At 58.0% G+C, this 20,854-nt stretch carries 16 protein-coding genes; 9 read left to right on the top strand and 7 right to left on the bottom strand.

Translation table 11 applies throughout. From position 1 onward, the window contains the following. Positions 1 to 81 precede the first annotated feature (81 nt). The 6 genes from LNV08_RS13320 to hsdR are packed head-to-tail and all read right to left on the bottom strand — an operon-like array spanning position 82 to position 8,709. Positions 82 to 1,089: an Abi family protein gene (locus tag LNV08_RS13320; RefSeq protein ID WP_263534204.1), complete on the bottom strand. Its 1,008-nt coding sequence runs from the start codon at positions 1,087 to 1,089 to the stop codon at positions 82 to 84. After that, a complete protein-coding gene (locus LNV08_RS13315; protein ID WP_263534203.1) occupies positions 1,089 to 2,195 on the bottom strand; it encodes an endonuclease NucS domain-containing protein in 1,107 nt (368 codons plus the stop codon). Before LNV08_RS13315 ends, LNV08_RS13320 begins: the two co-directional genes overlap by 1 nt. 45 nt (positions 2,196 to 2,240) lie before the next feature. Continuing rightward, the gene (locus tag LNV08_RS13310; RefSeq protein WP_263534202.1) at positions 2,241 to 3,893 is read right to left on the bottom strand and encodes a restriction endonuclease subunit S; all 1,653 of its coding nucleotides are present in this window, start codon (positions 3,891 to 3,893) and stop codon (positions 2,241 to 2,243) included. Further along, entirely contained in the window at positions 3,890 to 5,359 is a 1,470-nt protein-coding gene (locus LNV08_RS13305) for a type I restriction-modification system subunit M (RefSeq protein ID WP_263534201.1), read from the bottom strand. The genes LNV08_RS13310 and LNV08_RS13305 overlap by 4 nt, the downstream gene beginning before the upstream one ends. Before the next feature lie 51 nt (positions 5,360 to 5,410). Beyond that, positions 5,411 to 6,307 (bottom strand): HNH endonuclease, encoded by an 897-nt coding sequence (locus tag LNV08_RS13300; RefSeq protein WP_263534200.1) that lies wholly within the window; start codon positions 6,305 to 6,307, stop codon positions 5,411 to 5,413. A gap of 11 nt (positions 6,308 to 6,318) precedes the next feature. After that, complete coding sequence (hsdR, locus tag LNV08_RS13295) at positions 6,319 to 8,709, bottom strand: EcoAI/FtnUII family type I restriction enzme subunit R (RefSeq protein ID WP_263534199.1); 2,391 nt, start codon at positions 8,707 to 8,709, stop codon at positions 6,319 to 6,321. Positions 8,710 to 9,203: 494 nt separating this feature from the next. Here hsdR and LNV08_RS13290 point away from each other — a divergent pair, with 494 nt between their 5' ends. The 9 genes from LNV08_RS13290 to LNV08_RS13250 all read left to right on the top strand — a co-directional run bounded on the left by LNV08_RS13290 (position 9,204) and on the right by LNV08_RS13250 (position 20,547). Further along, positions 9,204 to 9,986: a hypothetical protein gene (locus LNV08_RS13290; protein WP_263534198.1), complete on the top strand. Its 783-nt coding sequence runs from the start codon at positions 9,204 to 9,206 to the stop codon at positions 9,984 to 9,986. After that, the gene (locus tag LNV08_RS13285; RefSeq protein ID WP_263534197.1) at positions 9,967 to 11,943 is read left to right on the top strand and encodes a hypothetical protein; all 1,977 of its coding nucleotides are present in this window, start codon (positions 9,967 to 9,969) and stop codon (positions 11,941 to 11,943) included. The genes LNV08_RS13290 and LNV08_RS13285 overlap by 20 nt, the downstream gene beginning before the upstream one ends. Before the next feature lie 10 nt (positions 11,944 to 11,953). Next, a complete protein-coding gene (locus LNV08_RS13280; protein ID WP_263534196.1) occupies positions 11,954 to 12,994 on the top strand; it encodes a TniB family NTP-binding protein in 1,041 nt (346 codons plus the stop codon). Then, complete coding sequence (locus LNV08_RS13275; protein ID WP_263534195.1) at positions 12,991 to 14,853, top strand: TniQ family protein; 1,863 nt, start codon at positions 12,991 to 12,993, stop codon at positions 14,851 to 14,853. Before LNV08_RS13280 ends, LNV08_RS13275 begins: the two co-directional genes overlap by 4 nt. A gap of 118 nt (positions 14,854 to 14,971) precedes the next feature. Further along, positions 14,972 to 15,322, top strand: coding sequence for a hypothetical protein (locus LNV08_RS13270; protein WP_263534194.1), 351 nt, complete (start codon positions 14,972 to 14,974; stop codon positions 15,320 to 15,322). Positions 15,323 to 16,194: 872 nt separating this feature from the next. Further along, positions 16,195 to 16,404 carry a hypothetical protein gene (locus tag LNV08_RS13265; protein WP_263534193.1) on the top strand — a complete coding sequence of 70 codons (210 nt, stop codon included), beginning with the start codon at positions 16,195 to 16,197 and terminating at the stop codon, positions 16,402 to 16,404. Between the two features lie 1,187 nt (positions 16,405 to 17,591). After that, complete coding sequence (locus LNV08_RS13260) at positions 17,592 to 18,725, top strand: sensor histidine kinase (RefSeq protein ID WP_263534192.1); 1,134 nt, start codon at positions 17,592 to 17,594, stop codon at positions 18,723 to 18,725. Continuing rightward, positions 18,713 to 19,429, top strand: coding sequence for a LytR/AlgR family response regulator transcription factor (locus LNV08_RS13255; RefSeq protein WP_263534191.1), 717 nt, complete (start codon positions 18,713 to 18,715; stop codon positions 19,427 to 19,429). Before LNV08_RS13260 ends, LNV08_RS13255 begins: the two co-directional genes overlap by 13 nt. Further along, positions 19,426 to 20,547 carry an acyltransferase family protein gene (locus LNV08_RS13250; RefSeq protein ID WP_263534190.1) on the top strand — a complete coding sequence of 374 codons (1,122 nt, stop codon included), beginning with the start codon at positions 19,426 to 19,428 and terminating at the stop codon, positions 20,545 to 20,547. The genes LNV08_RS13255 and LNV08_RS13250 overlap by 4 nt, the downstream gene beginning before the upstream one ends. A 30-nt stretch (positions 20,548 to 20,577) precedes the next feature. Here the strand turns inward: LNV08_RS13250 and LNV08_RS13245 are convergent, their stop codons facing one another. Further along, on the bottom strand, positions 20,578 to 20,850 hold the full coding sequence (locus LNV08_RS13245) for a hypothetical protein (protein ID WP_263534189.1): 273 nt from the start codon (positions 20,848 to 20,850) through the stop codon (positions 20,578 to 20,580). Positions 20,851 to 20,854 lie beyond the last annotated feature (4 nt).

The raw sequence follows: 20,854 nt of genomic DNA, 5'->3' as shown, positions 1-20,854 counted from the left end.
CACACCCAACACGGCCCCCTTCAGTGAAATGCTACGGCATTGAGCTGCTTGGGGGTTTTTTATTGCGCCTTCAATAAGTCTTTACCACGCCCTAGTCTCCCAATCTGGATCTACGCCCATGCTGAGCAAGTTCAAGCCTAGGTGATCGAGTTGTGGGAAGTCGTTCAACAAGAGAGCTTTTAAACGAGCTCCCCAGGTGGATGATGGGTTGATCCTCTGCATCAGGTGTTGCGCCATGCACAAAAGCAAGAAGGGTCGCGCCAGTCGATGTGCTACTCCGTGGAAGTTGGCCAATGAGGGTACTTCAGTGACCGGCGGAAGCTTAGGTTGGTCCACGATATTGCGGTTCCAAAGCCGACTGTGGTGTGCGCAAACATTGCGCAAATAGTTCAAGCTCCGCAACCACGTGGCGAAAGTTCGACCGTTTGCAATGCCGTAGCTCTGGGCAATGCGGTCTTGATCAGACTCTTTCATGCCGCCATAGAGTGTGGACATGGTGCCAAAGTCCCACACCTCACAAGCCACCCAAATGGCAACAGGAAGGCCATATTTGTCTTTGGTGTGGCGCATGAACTCTTCTTTTGATCGACTGATCAAGTTCGCGTGCTTGTTTAGCCAGTCATGGTGCTTTGTCAAACCGGACTTTTGGTCCAACTCGTATGCAAACGAGGCATGGAAAAACTCAGGCTTGAGGTAAGCAAAACGATCCATCTCGCCTAAGGTGTGGGAAATATCTACCCTCAGCGCGATCTCAATACGTTCTAGTGCGTCCATGGCCAGCAACCGGAGACGTTTATCGAAAACGTAAAGGTCAACCGCATTCTGAAAACTTGCCCCCGCCTTGAAAGGTTCAAGAGGGATACGCCCTGTCTTCACCTGTTTCGGCTTTCCCACGGTACCTGGATCCCAAACAGAGCACATTTCTGAGCGCTCTCTGAACGCAAACCAGTAGCCGCTCAGTCTGTAGTAGCCAATGCGCTCAAGGCATTCCAGAGCTTTGGGGCTATCAGTCACGACCATGCCGCGGTCAACTAACTGCTTGAGTTGATGAGCCACACTAAGCCAAGGTTTGGCATAGGGCTGAGCCATCAGTTGTTCCCCTCTTTGCCTTCGAGTTTGAATGCGTCTTTCAGCCTCTCCACCGTATGCCGCCACTTCGGCGTGGTGGGCTGGCATACCGTGTTCTGATTGCCGAACAAGCCCAACTCGTTGAAGGCCTGGGCGGCGGGCAAGGTGTGAAGCCATTTCACGCGCACGAAGTACTCGCTCAGCTCTGGGTCGGCGGAGTTTGCTTTGTACAACTCGCCATGCTTCAACACATCCATGGCCAGGCGGTCGCCGCTTTCGGTGTTCACGCTGAAGTCACTGGCCGGCTGCACCGCCTCCAACACTTCGCCCACGCCGACATAGCCGCGCTTGGGGATGTTCACCCACACACGGTCGCCGGGTGAAAGCAGCTTCAGAGTCTTGCTGTACCAAGACCCTCCGCCCCCGCTGATGAATCCGTAGCGCACGGCGTCATCCCAGCTGCGGCTGGTCTGATCGCCAAAGGACACATAGAACTCGCCGTTCCAGGGTTCCTTGGCGCCCTTGCTGTTGGCGGTGGTCACCGCCACATTGGCTTGCGTTTCGCTGGGGTCGATCAGCCAGGCGCGGCTGAGCAATTGCTGGTCGCCATGCACGAAGACCTGGAAGAACAGCACATTGATGGCGATGTCGCGGTCGTTCAGGTACTGCACGATGCGCTCGGTGGACGGGTCCAGCTCGGCGGCGACGATGATGATTTGGTGCGCATGGTTCAGGCTGTCTTCGTCCAGCGCCGTGCCGAAGCGCTGCAGGAAGTCCTGCTCCAGACTGTGGCCGGGCTTGAAGCGGGCATAAATCTGCGTGATGCGGTCGGCGCCCAGCTCGGCCACCCAGGAGGCATAGTCCAGCGCCTGCGCCACGATCTCACGCGGCGTGCGGTCGCGCTTGAGCTCCACCAGCACCAGCGAGCCATCGGGTGCGATGGCCAGCAAGTCGATGCGCCCGCCATGCGCGGTGATTTCCTGCTGGCCAATCAGCATCCAGGCCGGCGACAGAATGCGCGGGTCCTGCACGATCATTTCTTCGAGCAAGGCTTCGCTGCCGAGCTTGCTCTGCTTCAACTGCGTGGCGGGCTGGCCGACTTGCCAGATGGCGTGTTGGATGGGCATGGTCAGATGGCTCGGATGGGTTGGCGGCGCGGCAGGGTCAATCGCTCAGGCGACGGCTTGTTCGACCAGCACCGAGGCCAGCTGTTCGTGGTGCTGTCGGGCTTGGGCCAGACGAAGTTTCATCTGGTCGCAAACGCTCAATAGCTCATCGACTTTGGCCACGATCCGGCTCTGCTCTTTAAGCGGCGGCAATGGAACAACGAAGGAAGTGAGGCTTTCCTGGTTCAACTTGGGCATCTTGACTCGATTCTCAGCAAGACGCACTTGGGCAAGGAACATTTCGCTCAGCATCATTGACAGCTGGAATCTTGGATCAATGTGCGAGTTGATTGGGTACATGTCTGCACTACAGAGCCCGTCGAAGTCGACCAACACGGCCTTTGACAAGGAGGGGCGAATCTTGGAGTACAAGAGTTGGCCTGCTACAAAACGGTTGTTTGGTCCGCGGATTCCAGTCTGTCGAACTGTGCGACGCTCCAAAAGCCGCCCCGTTCCTTTCTCTATGCAATCAGGCGCAACTTGAATGCTGTCCAGGAAGTCCTCCGGGCGAACTAGCTCGCTCTTGATTTGACAAATTTCGCCGAAACTAGCCCAACACCATCCTGATGGAAGCGATGAGGCTAAACCCATGTCGGAATGTGTCGCTTCCTCGCCTTCCGCCCTATGAACCCTCTTGCTACTGTGGAGTCGTGCAAGCAACTGCGTTGCCGGCTCATCATTCAAGTCTTGCGGAACAAGCCTGCCCATAACCCCCAACTGCAACACCGTCTGCTTCAGTGCGTCAATGCTGGCCTCGGTGGTGAAGAGCGTATGGAAATGCTCGGACAGTTGTTGCCAACTGGCGCGGAAGTCGGCGGCGTCGCGGGCTTGGGTGAGGCTGGCGAGCAGGGCCTCCACCAGCTGCGCGTGGGCGGCCTTGGCGTCGGCCTGCTCAGCCTCCAACCGGTCGCACAGGGCCATCAGTTCATCGACCTTGGCGACGATGCGGTGTTGCTCTGCAAGTGGTGGCAGCGGTATGAAGAATTGAGCGAGTTTTCCAATACTCAACCCTTCCCGTGACACGCCAACCTGCACAGACATCACTGTGTCTTGAACGAGCTTCGACATCAATGCCGTATGCAGGTATTGCCGCGTATCACCCATCGCTGGGCGAATGATGGTCACGTGCTGGCTGACGTTCCCAGTATCGAAGTCATCAGGGACAAGCGAGCAGCGGCCAATCGAGGCCCCTGTGATGTTGAACAGGATGTCACCTGGCTGCACATGCGTTCCGGACATTCGCGCATGAGTCTCGGCAGAGATCAGCGCCACATCGTCGAGGCGCAGGCCGTTGTTCCACACATTCTGAGAGCGCAGGAACTTGACCCCGACATCCACGTAAGCCTGCTTGCCGCCCAGCGGCGTACTACCAGCACCGATCTTGCTGAGCAGCTCACCCAAACGAACCCACGCCCAACTGCGGGGAATCTCAAACGGTGGCAATGAGTCATCCGAAACCACAGCAGCCTTCTTCGCGCGTGTTGACGATGCACGCATAGCCACAATCTCGGCAAGCAACTGGCTAGCAGGGGCATCCTCTGACTCATGCTCTACCAGCTTGCCGCGAATGGCCAATTCCAGGATTAGCTCACGCAGCTTCGCTACACCGTTGGGCGCGCCAGACACGAGTGGAAGGTTGTCCGTCACCAACGCCGTCATGCGTCACGCTCCAAAGCCTCTGACAACACCGTCTTCAGCTGTTCGCGCAGGCCGTGAATGCCGGCCTGCATCCGCGCATAGTCCGCCAATAGCTGCGCCGGGTCATGGCTCACCTGCTCACCCACGTGCGGGTTCTTGCAGTCGAGGTTGTAGTTGCGAGCCTTGATGTCCTCGGCACTGACCTTCCAGGCGAACTCGCCTTCGACACGGGCTGCAAATCCATCGGCCTCGCTGCCCCACCAGGCTTGCTCGGTCGCGAACTCTTCAATTCGCATGGGCCGCGTCTTGGAATAGTTCTTCACCCCGGCCGGGTACTGATGCTCGTAGAACCAAATGTCTTTCGTTGGTGTGCCCTTGGTGAAGAACAACAGATTGGTCTTGATGCCGGTGTAGGGGTTGAACACACCATTGGGCAGGCGAACGACGGTGTGCAGATTGCAGTCGTTGAGGAGCTTTTCCTTGATGCGGCTCTTGATGCCCTCGCCGAACAGGAAGCCGTCCGGCAGCACCACGGCGGCGCGGCCACCGTCCTTGAGCAGATGCATGATGAGCACGAGGAACAGGTCCGCCGTTTCGCGGGTGCGGAAGGCTGCGGGGAAGTTGGTCTCAATACCGTCTTCTTCCATGCCGCCGAAGGGCGGGTTGGCGACGATGCAGTCCACGCGGTCTTTCGGCCCCCAGCCGATCAAGGGCCTGGCCAGGGTGTTGTCGTGGCGGATCTGGTTGGGCACCTCGATTCCGTGCAAGATCATATTGGTGGTGGCCAGCAGATGCGGCAGCGGCTTTTTCTCCACGCCATGGATGCTGGCCTGCAGCGTGCGCTCGTCCTCGGGCGTTTTGACGTAGTGCTTGCGTTTGTGCTCGATGGAGCAGGTCAAGAAGCCGCCGGTGCCGCAGGCCGGGTCCATCACCTTTTCGTCGAGCTTGGGGTCGACCATGCGGACCATGAATTCGGTGACCGGACGCGGTGTGTAGAACTCGCCGGCATTGCCCGCGCTTTGCAGGTCGCGCAGCAGCTGCTCGTACATGTCACCGAAAGCGTGGCGCTCCTGGGCCTTGTTGAAGTCGACGCCTTCTTGAATCTTGTTGATGACCTGCCGGATGAGCTGGCCGGACTTCATATAGTTGTAGGCATCCTCGAACACGCCGCGCACCACGAAGGCGGCGGGCGTGGTGCTGTAGCTCTCCAGCTTTTGCAGCGCGGGGAAAAGCTCGTTGTCGATAAAGCTCTTCAGCTCCTCACCGGTCATGCCCTCGGGGTTGGCCGCCCAGTTGCGCCAGCGGTATTGCTTAGGCAGCGGCGAGCGGTAGTTGTCATCCAGCAGTTCCCATTCCTGCTCTCGGTCGTCGAAGATTTTCAGGAAGAGCAGCCAGACGAGCTGGCCGATGCGCTGGGCGTCACCGTCGACGCCGACATCCTTGCGCATGATGTCTTGGATGGATTTGATGGAACTGCTAATGGACATGGGAAATGGAAGTGTTGTTCTTGTTGTTACGGGGAAAGCTCTAACCGGGCATCAGGCGTTGAAGCCGTGTTTGATGCGGTGTGCGGCGAGATAGGGTAAGTGGGCCGGTAGCACTTTGCTCAAGCGAGCGTCAGGCGTGAGGCCCAGGCGACGCATATCTTCAACAGAAACCGAGGACTTGGACACCATGCCGCCGTCGTTGTTGAAGCTGATGAGGCCGCGGTCAAAAAGCTTGTCGACTGCGGCAGAGAGCAACAAACCGTTGAAAGGGTCCAGGCGTTCTTCATTGGTGGAATCAGCCCATGCTTTCGCATGCGAGGCGACCAGAACGTCTGTCAAACCGCAACCAGTCACTGCGCATTTACGGTCCCATAGCGCCAGCAGCCGGTTGCGGTATTCACCCTGGCCGATGCGTGCATTGACCAAGGATTGCCGGGTGGTTTCAGGGACGTTGCGGCATTTCGGGTCGGCTGCAATGGCCGCTTCGGCGGCAGCCAGTTGAAGTGGATCGGGCTTTGGGTCGGCGCAATCTTCTCGGGAGTCTTCTTCGTCCTCGAACGAGGTTCCATCGGCAGGGAATGGCCACTTAGTTGCCCAGGGGCTAGGTTTGAGTCCCTCCTGTGGCTGCATTTCTGCTCCATTAACCCAATCGTGCAAGGCTGGTTCCAGCCAATAGGCTGGGATGACCCTCATGGCCAAGCCATAACTGCCATCGCGAGACTTTTCCCCGGGCTGGGACTCGCTCTTGGCGCGCACCTTCCAGCCATCAAACACAAGCCGGCGAACGACTTCTTTGAGATCAGTGGTGTAGACACCTTGACCTTTCGCATCCCGCAAGCCTGGGGCGGACAAAGCAAATCCCTCTCTTCCGCTGCGGTCTTGCTTGATGTAAGGAAAGAGGATGTCGCCGTTGTCTGCCAAAAGGGCAAATCGCTTGTCGATGGTCATCTGAGTTCAGTTCAGGCTTGGCGTTGTTCGTAGAGCTGGGACTCAAGCTCGGTTAAGGCCCGGGTGTAGCCGGCTTTGCCACCGAAGGCTTTGACCAGTTCGATGGGCGCACCAAAGCGACTGAATGGGTCAAGCTGCAGGATCTTGATGTCTTCGATGGGCTCCAAGCCGGTGTCAGCGTACTTGTCCAACAAGGCCTCCAGGACTTGCCGCGCAGTCCCCTGATACTTGGCGAAGTAATTGCGCTTCTTGACGTTGTCGGCGCGCTCCTTGCGCGACAACGGCGGCTGGTCAAAGGCGACGTGGCAAATCAAGTCGAAGGGGTCGAGGGGCTTTCCACCCTGCTTGGCTTCGACCTCTTCGGCCAACGCTTCCCAGAGCACGCCCTGGTTGGCCAGCTCTTCGATGATGACCTTCTTCTGCTCAGCGTCAGACCAGCGGCGCAGGAAGGCGTCGAGTGAGCCGAACTGCTTAGTGACGCAGTTGCGGGTGTAGTCGCGCAGGGACTCGGTGATGAGCTTGCCGTCGGCGCCGTAGTACTGCACACGCTCGGCCACCACGAAAACCGAGACATTGCCGACCACGTATTTGATACGACCGCCGCCCGCGCCGCCGCCCAGGTCGTCGCCGTCATCGGGCGGTGCGTCGTCGCCATCGCTGCCGACAGGCCCGCCGCCTTCTGGCTGCTCCGGCACATCGTCAGGTGGCACCGGCGGTTCGTCACCCTTGGGCTCGTAAACCTGCACTGGGTCGCCATCAAAGGCTGGGTCGGCAAACAACTCGGTGGCCTTCTTGAAGTCCATGATGGTGAACCAGAACTTGCCGTAGTCCTCGTTGATGCGGGTGCCGCGCCCGATGATTTGCTTGAACTCGGTCATGGACTTGATGTGCTGGTCCAGGACGACGAGCTTGCAGGTCTGCGCGTCTACGCCTGTGGTCATCAGCTTGCTGGTGGTGGCGATGACGGGGTAGCGCTCTTCGGGGTTGATGAAATTGTCGAGTTCGGCCTTGCCTTCCTGCTCGTCCCCAGTGATGCGCATGACGTACTTGCGGTTCTCCTGAATGCGCTGTGGGTTCAGGTTCACCAGGGCTTGGCGCATGCGCTCGGCGTGGTCGATGTCGTCGCAGAAGACGATGGTCTTTTGGAAGGGGTCGGTGGCTTTGAGGAAGGCGGTGATTTTCTCGGCCACCAACTGGGTGCGGGCTTCCAGCACCAAGTTCCGGTCCATGTCCTTGAGGTTGTAGATGCGGTCCTCAATGGGCTGGCCGTTCTTGTCCAGCATGCCGGCCGGTGGGCGCCAGCCTTGCAGGTCCTTGTCGAAGTCGATGCGCACAACCTTGTACGGCGCTAGGAAGCCGTCGGCGATGCCCTGCTTGAGGCTGTAGCTGTAGACCGGCTCACCGAAGTAGTGAATGCTGGAAACCTCCTTGGTCTCCTTGGGCGTGGCGGTCAGGCCGATGTGGGTGGCGCTGGAGAAATAGGCGAGGATTTCGCGCCAGGCCGAGTCTTCGGCGGCGCTGCCTCGGTGGCACTCGTCGATGACAACCAGGTCAAAGAAGTCCGGCGAGAACTGCTTGTAGATGTTCTTTTCTTCCTCGGCGCCTGTCACTGCTTGGTACAGGGAAAGGTAAATCTCGTAAGACGTGTCGATCTGGCGCTTGGCGATCTTGGTCATCGCCGCGCCGAACGGCTTGAAGTCGTTATTCTTGGTCTGGTCGACCAGGATGTTGCGGTCGGCCAGGAACAGGATGCGTTTCTTCTGCCTGCTTTTCCACAAGCGCCAGATGATCTGAAACGCGGTGTAGGTCTTGCCGGTGCCGGTGGCCATCACCAGCAGCACGCGGTTCTGACCACGTGCGACCGCCTCCACCGTGCGGTTGATGGCGTTCATCTGGTAGTAGCGGGGCATGCGGCCGGTGCCGTCGTCGAAGTACGGGGCTTCGACCTTTTGGCTGGCCTCCGCGTCGAAACCCTTCCAGGCGCAATAGCGCTGCCAGAGTTCGGCGGGGCTGGGGAACTGCTCCAGCGTTAGCTCGGTTTCGGTGAGGGCCGCGTTGCCGGTGCGGTCATGAAACAGGAATCCGTCGCCGTTGCTGGAGAACACGAAGGGCACATCCAACGCCTCGGCGTAGTCCAAGGCTTGCTGCATCCCGTCGCCCACGGTGTGGGTGTTGTCCTTGGCCTCGATCACGGCCAGCGGCAGATTGGGCTGGTGATAAAGGATGAAGTCGGCACGCCGCGACTTACCGCGGGTGTGCAGCTTGCCGCGCACGATGACACGGCCTTTGGTGAAACTCACCTCCTCACGCACCTGGCGCTGGATATCCCAGCCTGCCGAGACGACGGCGGGTGCGATGAACTTGGTGCAAATGTCTCGTTCGGACAGCAGTTTTTTATTCATGCCGACGTGATCTCCCTACCCGGATTGTCCACACTTTGCGCGGCCAATTGAGGTGTGCAATCACTCAGCTATTTCGTCTACCGTTCTATGAACGTTCCTGCGCTTTGCGTGCTGGATTGACCTTGCCTCAACTCACTTGCTGAGGCGTCCAAATGCCTGGTTCGGCAAGTTTGATTTGGATGGCCGGCGAGGCTATTTCGGCGCGGATTTCGAACTGAACCTGGACTTGGGTCTCCGCCGAACTTCTAGTTCACCCCCACTTTCGGGTCCAAGTTGGGCATGAGAACTCATTGCTGTCAGAAAGTCTTACAGAAATTGGCGTCGCCGGGAGGCTGCCAACGCCAAGATCAAAAAAGCACGTTCCCATCACTTGTGCTGTTTTGTCAATTTTAGGCTGCAAGTAAGACTAAGTTGAATGAATCAAAGCAAGAAATGAGCCTGCGTTTTTGGGGGTGTAAGAAAATTTTACAGGCGATTGGACGGATTTCTCGTTGGTGAATATCGTTCGGCCCATGTCAAAACGTGGACCGTCAAAACAAGTTCAACAAGGCGTTCGACCGCTCGGAAGAGTGAGCGGTCGCCGCGCGATATTCACGCGTTCGGAAAAATCTGGCGGCACCCCTGCGGTCGAGGATCCGGTCGAGCGAGTCGTTGCCATCTGGGCTGATTTGGACCCGATGGTCGCTGCTCTGAGTTGCCAGCCGTTTAAGTTGGATTTACGCGGCGGTCAGTTGCTGACCACTCAGGAGCAGGTCGCGGAATTCCGCAAAAAGCTGGGTGTCGTCGCTGGCGAATGGCTGTACACGCCGGACTTCCAAGCCGTCATCCACGTGGCGCGGGTGTTGATTCTTGAGGCCAAGAGCGACAAGTTCCCTGGAGACCAGGCTTACACGGCAAAACTGCAGCTTGTTTCCAAGCTCTTGTCGGAGCGCGGCATGAGCTTTGCCCGAATCGTGTTGCCATCGGACCCTGGCCACGGACTCATCAACAACGCTCCGTTGCTGCGATTGGCAAAGAGTCGCCAGGATGAACTGCCATCCCCCGCAGTACTGGATCGGCTGACATCACTTGCAGAGCAAGCCGATATCGGGCTCGGTGAACTACTGGATGCGGCAAGCCTGCCTATCAATATCGCGCCGCTTCTGTTTGTTCATGGCGTTATTGGGGCGGACCTCAGCCAACGAATATCTCGCCGCATGCCTGTCTACGCTGCCCACGGCAGCTTGGATCATCTAAGCGTTCTTGGATTTCACAACTATGTTCCTAAACGTTCATGACGTCATCGTTGGGGCCAACGAGCGCTTGGTCGTGCTCGATATCTTGCCCAAGGAACAGGGCTTTACGGTTTCGCCCGTGGGTGACACCTCAGCCGGCGGGTCCGTGCGCTTCATGCGTTTCAGCGAATTGGCGGTCGATATTGATCAAGGCCTTCGGCTGGTTGAAGGCGCAGATTCGCGATTCGTTCCAAACAAGCAGAACGAGGAGGGAAGCGTAGCGGCCGCAGTGGAAATCATTCGAAAGAAACTCATCAAGCGAGTCAATGATCTCTGCTCCAGGGGGCTAACAATCTCGCAAGCCGTCGAGCAAATCAGAGCCGAGGGCCCCATCGTCCACCAGAACCGGGTGCACAAGATTCCATCGGTTCGAAGTGTCTATCGATTGCTCGGCAAGCGGCGTGACGGCCAGAGTTTGAGTCGACTTGATCATCTGAAGGGAAACAGGCAACCTCGGTATTCAGAGGCGGTTGTCGAGTTTGTCGTCAACAGAGCCAAGCGCCTGTACTACCAGGACTTCTCTCGCTTCACGCTGAAGTCCCTCACAAGCAATCTCAACACGACGGCGCCGGTTGGGTTCTTCAACGCTGCGAACCCCAAAAGCAAGATCGGCATCAAGGCGGTTCGTTCGATTCTTCTGGCCCGTGTTTCGAGCGACCTCGATTACAAGCGGCTCGACCCACGCTTCGCCAAAGCGATTAAGGCGGTTGCGGCCAATCGGATTCGCCCCGGCGCACTCCTGTCGCGCATTGAAATGGACACAGTCCATCTGCCTCTTGCCTGCAAGACGCCGTGGGGTATCTCAACCGATCTGCGGTTGATGATTGCCATCGACTGCTCCAGTTCAGTAATCGTCGGCTGGGTCTTGATGGTTGGAGCTCCAGATGTTGAGACCACCCTTACTTGCGTCGAGCGAGTAGTTCGGTCGAAGGCCGAGCATTTTCAGCGGCTGCGAATAAACAGCGATATCGACCCATTCGGTACGCCATTGCTGCTCGTGACGGACAACGGGTCAGAGAACGTGAGCGAACGAATCGACATGCTGACACGTGTCTGCATCGACGTGGAACGCTGCCCCATCCATAGCCCCAATTACAAGCCCTTCGTTGAAAGGTTCAATCGGTCGATCAAGGAGGCGCTTGAGATTTTGCCCGGGAGCACACGATTCAATGGCGTGGACGGCGCCAGGCCGGCTGACGTTGCTTGTGCCGATCCGCTCATGTCTATGGAAGAAGTGGAGCGGTGGGTTGTGCGGTTCATGTTCGAAAAATGGATCCATCAAGAGTTGGAACGCTTTGTCACCGCCGACTATGAGTTGCGCGAAGACCAAGGCATCACCCCGTGCCAAAGATGGAAGAACTTGAGCTCCGAGCAGCCGCTGCCTCTGCCGCCAAGTCCGCAGGCATGGGCCAATGTTCGATTTCTAAGGCGTTCACCACGCGTGTCTGCAAAGACTGGCGTGCCGTTGGAAGGATTCGACTTCAAGGGTGATGGACTGAGGGAGGTCATCCAAGAGTACGGCCCTGACCAACGAGTCCCGGTGCTGTGGAACCCGGGCGACTACAGGTACATATTGGTGCTCAAAAAAGACGGGGTTACGCAGGTCAAGCTCATTAACGCGGAGGTTCGTGAGACGACACCTGCCTACTCGTTCAAAGAGGCCAAGCAACGGAGAAAAGAGCAGAAGCTTCTTTCTACTCAAGGTCACGCTGCGGCGGACCAATTTGACTCGGACATTGCCACAGCATCGATGGCCGGGACGACGAAATCCCGCAAAGAAAAGTCGAAGGAGGTCTCGAAACATAGCAAGGCGCATAAGGCAAGCACGAAGGCTCGCAACGACCCTCTACCCAAGACGTTGGCAGTGGCCGAGCCAGAACAGCCGACACCCGACCACCACATCACCGAGGACAGCATCCCGGATTTAGCTGTGGCATTCACCCATAGAACACCTATTTAACGAGTTACCTGTGACTACAAATCTGTCTCAACTGCGCAAAGACGTAGAAAGCTTGGTTGTGAACCATGGCGCTCAGCTCATGGCCTTGCAGCATATTGACCGCGCTATCAAAGATTCATTGGACGGCTTTGAAAAGACTGTCGAGGTCTTGGTGGGGCCATCACGCGCGGGCAAGTCCGAGATCATCCGAATGTTGAAAGAAAAGTACCCGCCACTGCGAGTCGATGGGCGCCTTGTCTGCCCGGTTCTCTTTGTGCCGATCAAGTCCGGTGTTTCGCCCAAAGACTTGCCCTTGCACGTCTTGCGCGCGCTGAAGGTTCCTCGCCCTCGTCGGGCCTCTCGCCAAGAAGAGCTAAACACGCGAATGTATGAACAGTTGGAACTAGCAGGTGTGCGAGCGGTGGTCTTTGAGGAATGTAGCCATCTTGTCGACGTCGGTAGCAAGGTTCCTCCTCGCCAAGCATCGGACTGGTTCAAAGACCTGATGGAGTCACAAGCCAACGTCACCGTCATTCTCGTTGGGCTACCTCGTCTCGTACGACTGCTGGAGTCCAACGAGCAACTATGTTTGAGGTCGGGAGCACCGTTCTACTTTCTGCCCTACCAATGGGCTCTCCCGCCTGATCGAGCCCAGTTCGCAGGGGTCTGCAAAGCTTATGTAACCAAGTTCGAGCACTACGGGTGCAGCTTTCCGGTGCCCTTGGCGACCTTGGTTCGACAGCTCTACGCGATCTCGGCCGGCACGATTGGGGTGCTGGTGAAGTTCTTTCGATTCGTGGCGGCTCTTGTGAAGAGCCCCGGCCTGATTTCAATGGCAGATATCGATGTCGCCTTGAAGAGGCTCAATCGTGCAGGTGACCGAAAGCAATCTCTGTCCGCTGAATATCAGCCCGCATTTGAAGAGCTGCTCGTGGACGATCATGACTTACTCATTCAGTACAGAGCGGAGCTCGATGTCTACAAGATCAGCGCTCCAACCGTCACCGAGAAACGCATTCAGGAGCGCAAAGCGGACTTTGAGATGGCACATGCTTGGAGGGCTGCTTGGTGAGTGAACTGGTTGATCTTTTCCCGCCCATGGAAGACGAGTTCGTGGTCAGCTACTTGATGCGGCTGGCGGAACGGAATCGCGTTGGCAATTGGCATGACCTTGTTCGGATGGCTGACACTTCCGTTTCACGCCAGAGTTTGTGGCTCAACAAGAAGTACCTTTGCGAAGCGCTTGGCCTTGAACCCACGTGGCTTGAGACCGTGATGCCCACCGGTCAAAACGGTGTGGGACTGCATTCCCCGGAGTACCTTCGCAACCGCACCGACGCGATTTGCCCCTCTTGCGTCAAGGAGTCGCTCTATGGCCGTCTCGCCTGGAGCCATTCCTTTGTCTCGGCATGCCCCAGGCATCAGCTGCGACTGGTAGACCAATGCACTCACTGCTCGGCGCCACTGCGCTCAGAACGCAATCAGTTTGACAGCTGCGAGTGCGGCATGCGTCTAGCTGAAATGAGTGCACAGAAGCCGACCGATCTCGAACTGTGGATCTCCGCGAGCATCCAGCATGACATGACCGAACGCCAAGGGATGCCCCGGCTTGCGTCGACTGACGAGTGCGACCAATTGCCAAGCGTCCTTCTGCTGCTTGCCTCCCGTGCGGATCCGCATCGAAAGCTGAGGACTTCGAAAGTCGGCAAGCCCAAGTCGATAGCAGCATTCATTGAAAGCATTCAACCGCTGGAAGTGATCTTTTCAAATTGGCCAGAAGGCATGCGCGGCCACGTCCAGATGAGGCTCAAAGAAGGGCCACAGAATCAGTCCACCTTGGTCGGCCGATTGGGACCTTGGTACCGTGGACTTGCGCGGCATTGTGATGACGGGCGTTTCGACTCCATTTGGAATGTCGTCTCTGATGCAATCGCTGAGCAGTTCGACGGCAAGATGCGAGGAGACGGGGCGCTGCGGCTTTCGCCGGGACGGTCGAGAACGTTCATCTCGCTCAACGAGGCGAGTCAGCGTTTGCAAGTCTCGCGGAGCAACTTGAAGGCCGCAGTGCATCGGGGAGACGTTTCGGCGCGAATTGACTACATCAGCGCGCTCTATACAAACATTCAGTTCACAGTCGACGAAGTTGCACGGATCGAAACTGAGCGAACCAAATGGCTGCACATGCAGGCAGTCCTGGAAATGCTGAATGTCCCAGAAGCAGTTCTGAACGCTCTGGTCAAAGCAGGTGCGATTGAAACGGAGCCGAATTGGCGAGGCAACGTGCTCAGGCCGGGCGCCTTCAGTGCCACCAGCGTCTCCTCGCTCATTGCAAAGCTAGTAAGCAGTATTCATCGTCGCCCGTGTGAGGACACCATGGCACTGCGTGACATCATCGGCCGACGTAGCAGTGACGTTTCTGCCTTGCTTGCACTCTATCGACGGATCGCCTCGGGCGATGTGCAACCGGTAGGGGCAGATGGTTCGACAGGAATTGGCGGCTTGCTATTCGACAAGAGTGAAGTCACCACCTCTTTGGGGTCGGTAACCCTGGATAGTGCTTTGACTCTGCTTCAACTGCAGCAAATCACAGGCTGGAAATACGATTCCGTTTCGTACTGGATTGACGCGGGTTTCATTAAGTCCAACGCCGTGAAATTGCGCGGACAGCAAGCCCGAACTGTGCCCATGAGCGCGGTGGTGGCCTTTTCTTCCCGCTACATGCCGCTCTCGACACTTGCCAAGCAACTCAAGTCGAAGCCAGCGTCATTGCTGCCCGTTCTTCAACGGCTCGGCATTGAGCCCGTGGGTTGGCATACGACAACGGAGGGCACCCGACGAGGGATGCTTGTTCCACTCGATGACGTATTCCAAATACTTTTGGGGCGGAACCCCGCCACGGCTGCTGACTGCCTCAGCCAAGAGCAGGTTTGAATATTTCCAACGGGAGAAGCTCTCTCGATTCAGCTTGCGTTGCGGCCAATCATATTGGTTTAGACGCTGAGAACAAAGCCGGCCAATTTACTGTTTTCCCATTTGGAGAGAATATCAAATGACCACTAAATCTAATTTTATTCCCGATGATTTCCCAAGGGAGCAGCCACCTGGCTCAGTCAGCGGCGTTCAAGCCAAAATCCTGGTCAGGCGGGTCGATGGGAAATACATATCAGGCTTGACAGATGAGGAAATTGCAGAACGATTCGATAACTGTCTCGACTTGGTTGATCAACTTTACAAGTATTGCAGTAGAAAACAAACAGAACAACCAAACTTGTCGGTCGAAACTCTTTTGCTGAGTGTGCGCGAGAGCATCACAAGAAAAGGCTGGGACGTAACGCCAGCCGAACTCGATTGGATCATGTCAAAGCTTGCAGACCGAATAAACAAGCGCTCGCGGAAATAGTCCGAGCTGCACTGAGAGCCAAATCATGAGAATCGGAGCTCTTTGTAGCCGATTGTAGAGCATTGTAGAAAATTGGTTGGTAAGTGCTTACAAAGGCGCATCAGCAAGCCATTGCAGGCGATGGAGAGCTTAAATGACTCTCTCTGTGAATTGAGTGCTGGATGCCTACCCTTTGCACTTGCGGCACGGGTAAGTTGCCAAGTTGGCCGTTTTCGGCTGCTCCGCTCCTTCGGGATCTCGAAATTGAGCTGCGGCAATGTGCCCATTGCTGTCGCCCATCGAGAAAGATCGCCCGTCGCAGGACGGCTGGCAGCAGCCGCTCAGTTTCGGTAGCCCAATGACCGCTGCATTCCGTATCGGTCATTGAACAACTCATAGGCGGATGCGATTGGCATCATTGGCAGGCAGATGAAGTCCAGCCGCGCTTCGGCGGCAGAATATGCCCAAAGCTGCCGTTCACAAGGACTAACCAATTGGCCTTCAATTTGGGGGCTGAGATCGGATCCCGTCAAATACCGCGGGCTTGAAGGCGTACTTTTCACCTCTCACCCCTATCAATAGGGGGGGGAATATGACGGCCTAGTAGATAGCATCCAGCTTTGGCGCACTTACGCTTGAGTGAATCTACTAGGAGGCCGATTCCGCCGACCAGCTGTTCGTGGTGCGTTGTCGTCGAGAGGGCACTACGTTAGGCACCTCACAAAGGGGCCATGCTGTTTTGCTTTTGGTCTAGGCTGTGTCAACTTAGTTGATGCGCCGCTGCAGACAAGTTGGAGGGCTGAATGCGTGTTGCGACTTGAGATTGAATATGCCGTCTGATAAAAAACTGTAGCCCAAGTAAATGTAGTTCACTAACACCGGAGGTGGTTGAAATGAAACTTCTGAAAATGAAACGACAGTACTTCAACAGCGCAGTGCACGACCAATACTATTTCATCCGACCAGATCTTGTTGCCTATATTGAGACTTTAGAAAGCGGTGTCGGGCGCACTGCAAAAATTGTCTATATGAATGGATCCGCGTTTGAAGTAGAGGGAACGCCAGAGGCAGCAGCCAAAGAAATTGAGAAGTATGCACCGTAGTCGAACAGATGCCTATTTTTTCCGGAGCCTACTCGCGCCTTAAGTCCCCGCTAGTGGGGCCGTTTAATCATTACTAGTGCCAAATCCCACCTTGGCGATGACCGCTCCGGGCACCAAGCTGCTTGTTAGGGCGGCTACAAAGCTTCAGTTACTCTCTTCGACCTCGGAAGGGTCCGAAATCAGCTCGTGGAGGGACAAGCTGTTCAAGGTTTGCCAGCAGCGTATCCTCGGATGAGTCAGTCATGTCAGCGAAAGTAGCTGCTGCGAAATCTCTCGGCGAAGCTTCGGCGGCGGGGCCAAAGTGAAGCGCAGAAACCAACCATGAAGGCGCCAGCCGACGCTCAAGCAACTTCAACTGCAACTCAAAGATGCGTTTTTCGAGCTCGCTCGACAAAGTACCCTCTTCAGGGCTACGAGTGGCATCAACGTGATGGCGGATTGATCTAGTCATGTGCCTACCTTGTTTTGTGGGTTTAGCACGTTCGGGCGCTCAGCGCAAGCAGCTAAGTATTCAGGTCCAACGTGGCCGCTGATTCGGGCATCGTGCCCCTGACCCATCAGAGGGGTCACGACTGCCGGCGCGGCGTTCTACGCAACCGGCACGGTGTTGCGCATCGCCGAAACTCAGGCTCGCCTCATGAAGCTCCATCAGCCTGTCGCCGTTCCGGATAAAATCCATGCCACTTAATTGGCCCGGCCGCTCGAATCAAACCGTCGTGATGGGCGACTTGGGTAGACCGGCTTCGCTTCAGTACAAACGTTCCAGGCACCGAGGAAGAACTTCTCAGGTTATGGGTTCGCTTGTCTCAGCTTATGCCTAAGCCGACATGCGTAGAGTCTGCCAATTGTTGGGAAAAAGGGTGCCAAGTTTTGATGCATCAACGACGCTAAGTACTTGATGTGGGTCGTCGGCCGTGTCAGATTATGCTGACGCCTACAATTTTTTTTGTCGGTGAAGGCATAAGCTGAGAATATGAGGCCCATAAGTTGAGAAACTTATGGGCCTTTTTCTACTGATTACTCATCGCTATTGCCTGAGCCCCAGTCGCGCGCCGGTCTTTTGCGTCACTCGCCCCAGCCGGCTCACCACTCGCCCCAAATCGCAATGGGCAGCGGTAAAAAGCGGCCGCACTGCGCTAGTCTTCGGGCTCCATGCAAACAGCCAGCGCCGAGCCAGCGCGACATTGATGAAGGTCCTCCAGCCCGCCCGCACTGCAGCCAACTCGGCCGACCCTGTCGCCGCCGATCTGCGCGCTCTGCTGCCCGTACCGCGCTTCGCCTTTGCGCTGGCCTGGGCCCTGCTATGGGTGCTGATGGCCAGCGTGGAGGTGCAGGACTATTGGCGCAACGGCCATAGCGGCATCTGGCGGCCACTGGTCTGGCAGGGCACGTCTTGCCTCGTCAGCACCCTGCTGATCCTGCTGCAGGCGCGCTTCGTAGCGCGCCACGATGCACTGCTGGCCCATCCATGGCGCTGGTTCGCTTCGCAGCTGCGCTGGTTGCCACTGGTGGCCGTCGTCTTTGTGGCGCTGGTGTTCATGCTCAGGCACGGCGTTTATGCCTTGCTGGGCGAACGCTACGAACACCAAGCCTGGGGCGAGCTGTTTCTGTATGAAAGCCTCAAGTTCAGCGCCTACTACCTGCTGTTCATCGCGATCTTTTTTGGCATACGCTCCTATGTGGCGATGGTGGACGCACAGCTGCGTGCCGAGCGTTCGCAGGCCCTGGCCCGCCAAGCTCAGTTGCTGCAGCTGGCGCAGCAGATAGAGCCACACTTTCTGTTCAACGCCTTGAGCACGATCAGCGAGATCATCCACTCGAATCCCCAGTTAGCCGACACGCTCTTGAGCCGACTGGCCGCCTTGCTGCGGGCCGCCACCGACCTGACACGCCGGCCAGAGAGCACGTTAGGCGAGGAGCTGCGTTTGCTGGAAGGCTATGCGGCCATCATGGATGAGCGCTTTGCCGATCGCGTCAGCACAAGGTTCGAGATTGACGCGAGCCTGTGCGCCTTCAAGGTGCCGACCCTGTTGTTGCAGCCGCTGCTGGAGAACGCCTTCCGGCATGGGGTGGAGAAGCATCTGGGCCAGGCGCAGATCACGGTGCGCGCGCAACGCGAAGGCAAGCACTGCATGCGGCTGTCGGTCCAGGACGATGTGGGTCGGCTCCTGCCGCAACAGCAGCCGGTGTTCGGCGCCGGCCTGAGCAATTTGCGTGAACGCCTGGCCACGCGCTTCGGCAGCGAGGCCTCGCTGACGCTGCGCTCGCGCGGCGAAGGTGCCGGTGTCGAAGCGGTGATCGTGTTGCCATGCGTGTGCTGATCGTTGACGACGAGCCGCAGGCCCGTGCGCGCCTGCAGCGCCTGCTCTCGGCCATGCCCGGCATCGAGATCGCCGGCATAGCCAAGGACGGCGAGCAGGCGCTGGCACAGGTGGCTGCCCTCGCGCCCGATGTGATTTTCCTCGACATTCAAATGCCCGGCATCAGTGGTTTGGACGTGGCGGCCTCGCTGCCCGACCCGGCACCGGCCGTCGTGTTCGCCACAGCCTTTGACCGCTACGCGCTCGAGGCCTTTGACAGCGATGCGGTGGACTATTTGCTCAAACCGGTGGAAGCCGAGCGTTTGGCGCGCGCGCTTGATCGTTTGCGTGATCGGCTGCGCACGCGCATCAGCCCGACGCGGGCCGAGCAAGCACCGCCGGCACAGTTGCTGATCCCGGATCGCGGCCGCACACATGTGGTGGCGGTTGCTGAGATCCTGTGGCTGGAAGCGGCCGACAACTATGTGCTGCTGCACCTGCTCGATGGCCGCACACCCCTGCTGCGCCGCAGCTTGGCGGGCCTGCTGGTCGATCTGGGCGCGGGCTTTATGCGCACGCACCGCAGCGCGGCCGTGGCCACCGCGCAGGTGCTGGCGCTGGGTAATTCCGAGCTGGCCTTGCGCGGCGGCGCCAGCGCGCCCTGCAGCCGCCAATACCGCGCCGCAGTGCTGGCGCAACTGAGCAGCAATAGCAAAGCCCTATGAGCAAGAACACGCCCCGAACTTACTTCCTCGACCGACTGCGCGTCGTCTTGACGGCCCTGGTCATCTTTCATCACTGCGCCATCACCTATGGCGGCAGTGGCGGCTGGTTCTACCGCGAGTTCCCTGAGAACCCGAATGTCAGCAGCAGCATCACGCTGACGATGTTGTGCAGCATCAACCAGGCCTTTTTCATGGGCATGTTCTTCTTGATCGCCGGCTATTTCACGCCGGCCGGCTTCGAGCGCAAAGGGGCCAAACGCTATCTCTCGGAACGCTTCATCCGCCTGGGCCTGCCTTTGCTGGTCTTCGGCCTGCTGCTGGGGCCGATGACCGACGCCATGGCCGACATCAGCAAGGGCCATGACTTCTGGTCCGGCTGGCTGTGGCGGCTTGAGCGCTTCACTTTTGTCGCCGGGCCGCTGTGGTTTGCCTGGGCCTTGCTGCTCTTCGCCCTGGCCTATGCGGCCTGGCGCGCATTGGGCGGCAAGCACGCAAATGCGGTACAGCCCGTACCGGGCCATGCGCACTGGCTCGCTGCGGCCTTGCTGGTCGGTGCCGGCGCGATGCTGATACGGCAGTGGGTGCCCACCGGCCGCAATGTGTGGGCGCTGCAACTCGGCTATTTTTCCTCCTACATCATGCTGTTCGCGCTCGGTTGCGCGGCGGCGCGGCATCGCTGGCTGGAGCGCATCGAGCGTCAACACGCACTGCCCTGGTTCTTCATCACGCTGCTGGCAATCCCGGCCTTGCCCTTGGTGGCGGCGCTATTCGGCGCGTTCGAGGGCAAGTCGGTCAATTTCAATGGTGGCTGGTCCTGGCCGGCCGCAGCCTATGCCTTCTGGGAACCGCTGGTCGCCTGGGGCATCATTGCGCTATTGCTGTGGCAGTTCCGCCTGCGCTTCAATCGGCCCAGCCCAAGCTGGCAGCGCTGGAGCGAGGCGGCCTATGCGGCCTTCATCCTGCATGCGCCGGTGCTGGTGGCGGTGTCACTGGCGCTGCGCAGCTGGCAGGCGGCACCGGGGTTGAAGTTCCTCGTAGTGGGCTGCCTGGCCGTCGCCGCATCGTTCTGGCTGGGTCGGCAGCTGCGGGCGCTGCCGGGCATGACGCGAGTGCTCTGAACCAGTTGCGCGCGGGCCGTCATGCTGCCCTCAGGACGGTTTTTCGTCTCCCCAGCGCCAGCGTGGCCGCTCGCCCTTGCACCAGCAAATCAACAGCAGCAAAGCCGTCAAGACCGCAACGCTGACCGAATAGCTGAGGGGCTGCTGCTCGGGCGATAGCAGGAATGCAGCCCACACCATCAAGATCGCGTAAGCGCTGAGTACCAGCCAGCCCTGCCAGCGCACGGGCAAGCCCCAGCCCCAGCCATACCGTTTGGCCGGAAACCAGATATCTAGCTTTTGGGGGTCGATTTCTTCGGTCATTGCA

It is taken from the genome of Paucibacter sp. TC2R-5 (assembly GCF_025717605.1).
GTDB classification, from domain to species: domain Bacteria; phylum Pseudomonadota; class Gammaproteobacteria; order Burkholderiales; family Burkholderiaceae_C; genus Paucibacter_A; species Paucibacter_A albus.
Note: the sequence above shows the minus strand (reverse complement) of the source record. Positions and strands in the feature narration are given on the sequence as shown.

Excerpts from the sequence above, each read along its gene's own strand:
- LNV08_RS13320 (WP_263534204.1), bottom strand. The coding sequence starts at position 1,089 with ATGGCTCAGCCCTATGCCAAACCTTGGCTTAGTGTGGCTCATCAACTC.
- LNV08_RS13315 (WP_263534203.1), bottom strand. The coding sequence starts at position 2,195 with ATGCCCATCCAACACGCCATCTGGCAAGTCGGCCAGCCCGCCACGCAG.
- LNV08_RS13310 (WP_263534202.1), bottom strand. The coding sequence starts at position 3,893 with ATGACGGCGTTGGTGACGGACAACCTTCCACTCGTGTCTGGCGCGCCC.
- LNV08_RS13305 (WP_263534201.1), bottom strand. The coding sequence starts at position 5,359 with ATGTCCATTAGCAGTTCCATCAAATCCATCCAAGACATCATGCGCAAG.
- LNV08_RS13300 (WP_263534200.1), bottom strand. The coding sequence starts at position 6,307 with ATGACCATCGACAAGCGATTTGCCCTTTTGGCAGACAACGGCGACATC.
- hsdR (WP_263534199.1), bottom strand. The coding sequence starts at position 8,709 with ATGAATAAAAAACTGCTGTCCGAACGAGACATTTGCACCAAGTTCATC.
- LNV08_RS13285 (WP_263534197.1), top strand. The coding sequence starts at position 9,967 with ATGTTCCTAAACGTTCATGACGTCATCGTTGGGGCCAACGAGCGCTTG.
- LNV08_RS13270 (WP_263534194.1), top strand. The coding sequence starts at position 14,972 with ATGACCACTAAATCTAATTTTATTCCCGATGATTTCCCAAGGGAGCAG.
- LNV08_RS13265 (WP_263534193.1), top strand. The coding sequence starts at position 16,195 with ATGAAACTTCTGAAAATGAAACGACAGTACTTCAACAGCGCAGTGCAC.
- LNV08_RS13260 (WP_263534192.1), top strand. The coding sequence starts at position 17,592 with ATGAAGGTCCTCCAGCCCGCCCGCACTGCAGCCAACTCGGCCGACCCT.
- LNV08_RS13255 (WP_263534191.1), top strand. The coding sequence starts at position 18,713 with ATGCGTGTGCTGATCGTTGACGACGAGCCGCAGGCCCGTGCGCGCCTG.
- LNV08_RS13250 (WP_263534190.1), top strand. The coding sequence starts at position 19,426 with ATGAGCAAGAACACGCCCCGAACTTACTTCCTCGACCGACTGCGCGTC.
- LNV08_RS13245 (WP_263534189.1), bottom strand. The coding sequence starts at position 20,850 with ATGACCGAAGAAATCGACCCCCAAAAGCTAGATATCTGGTTTCCGGCC.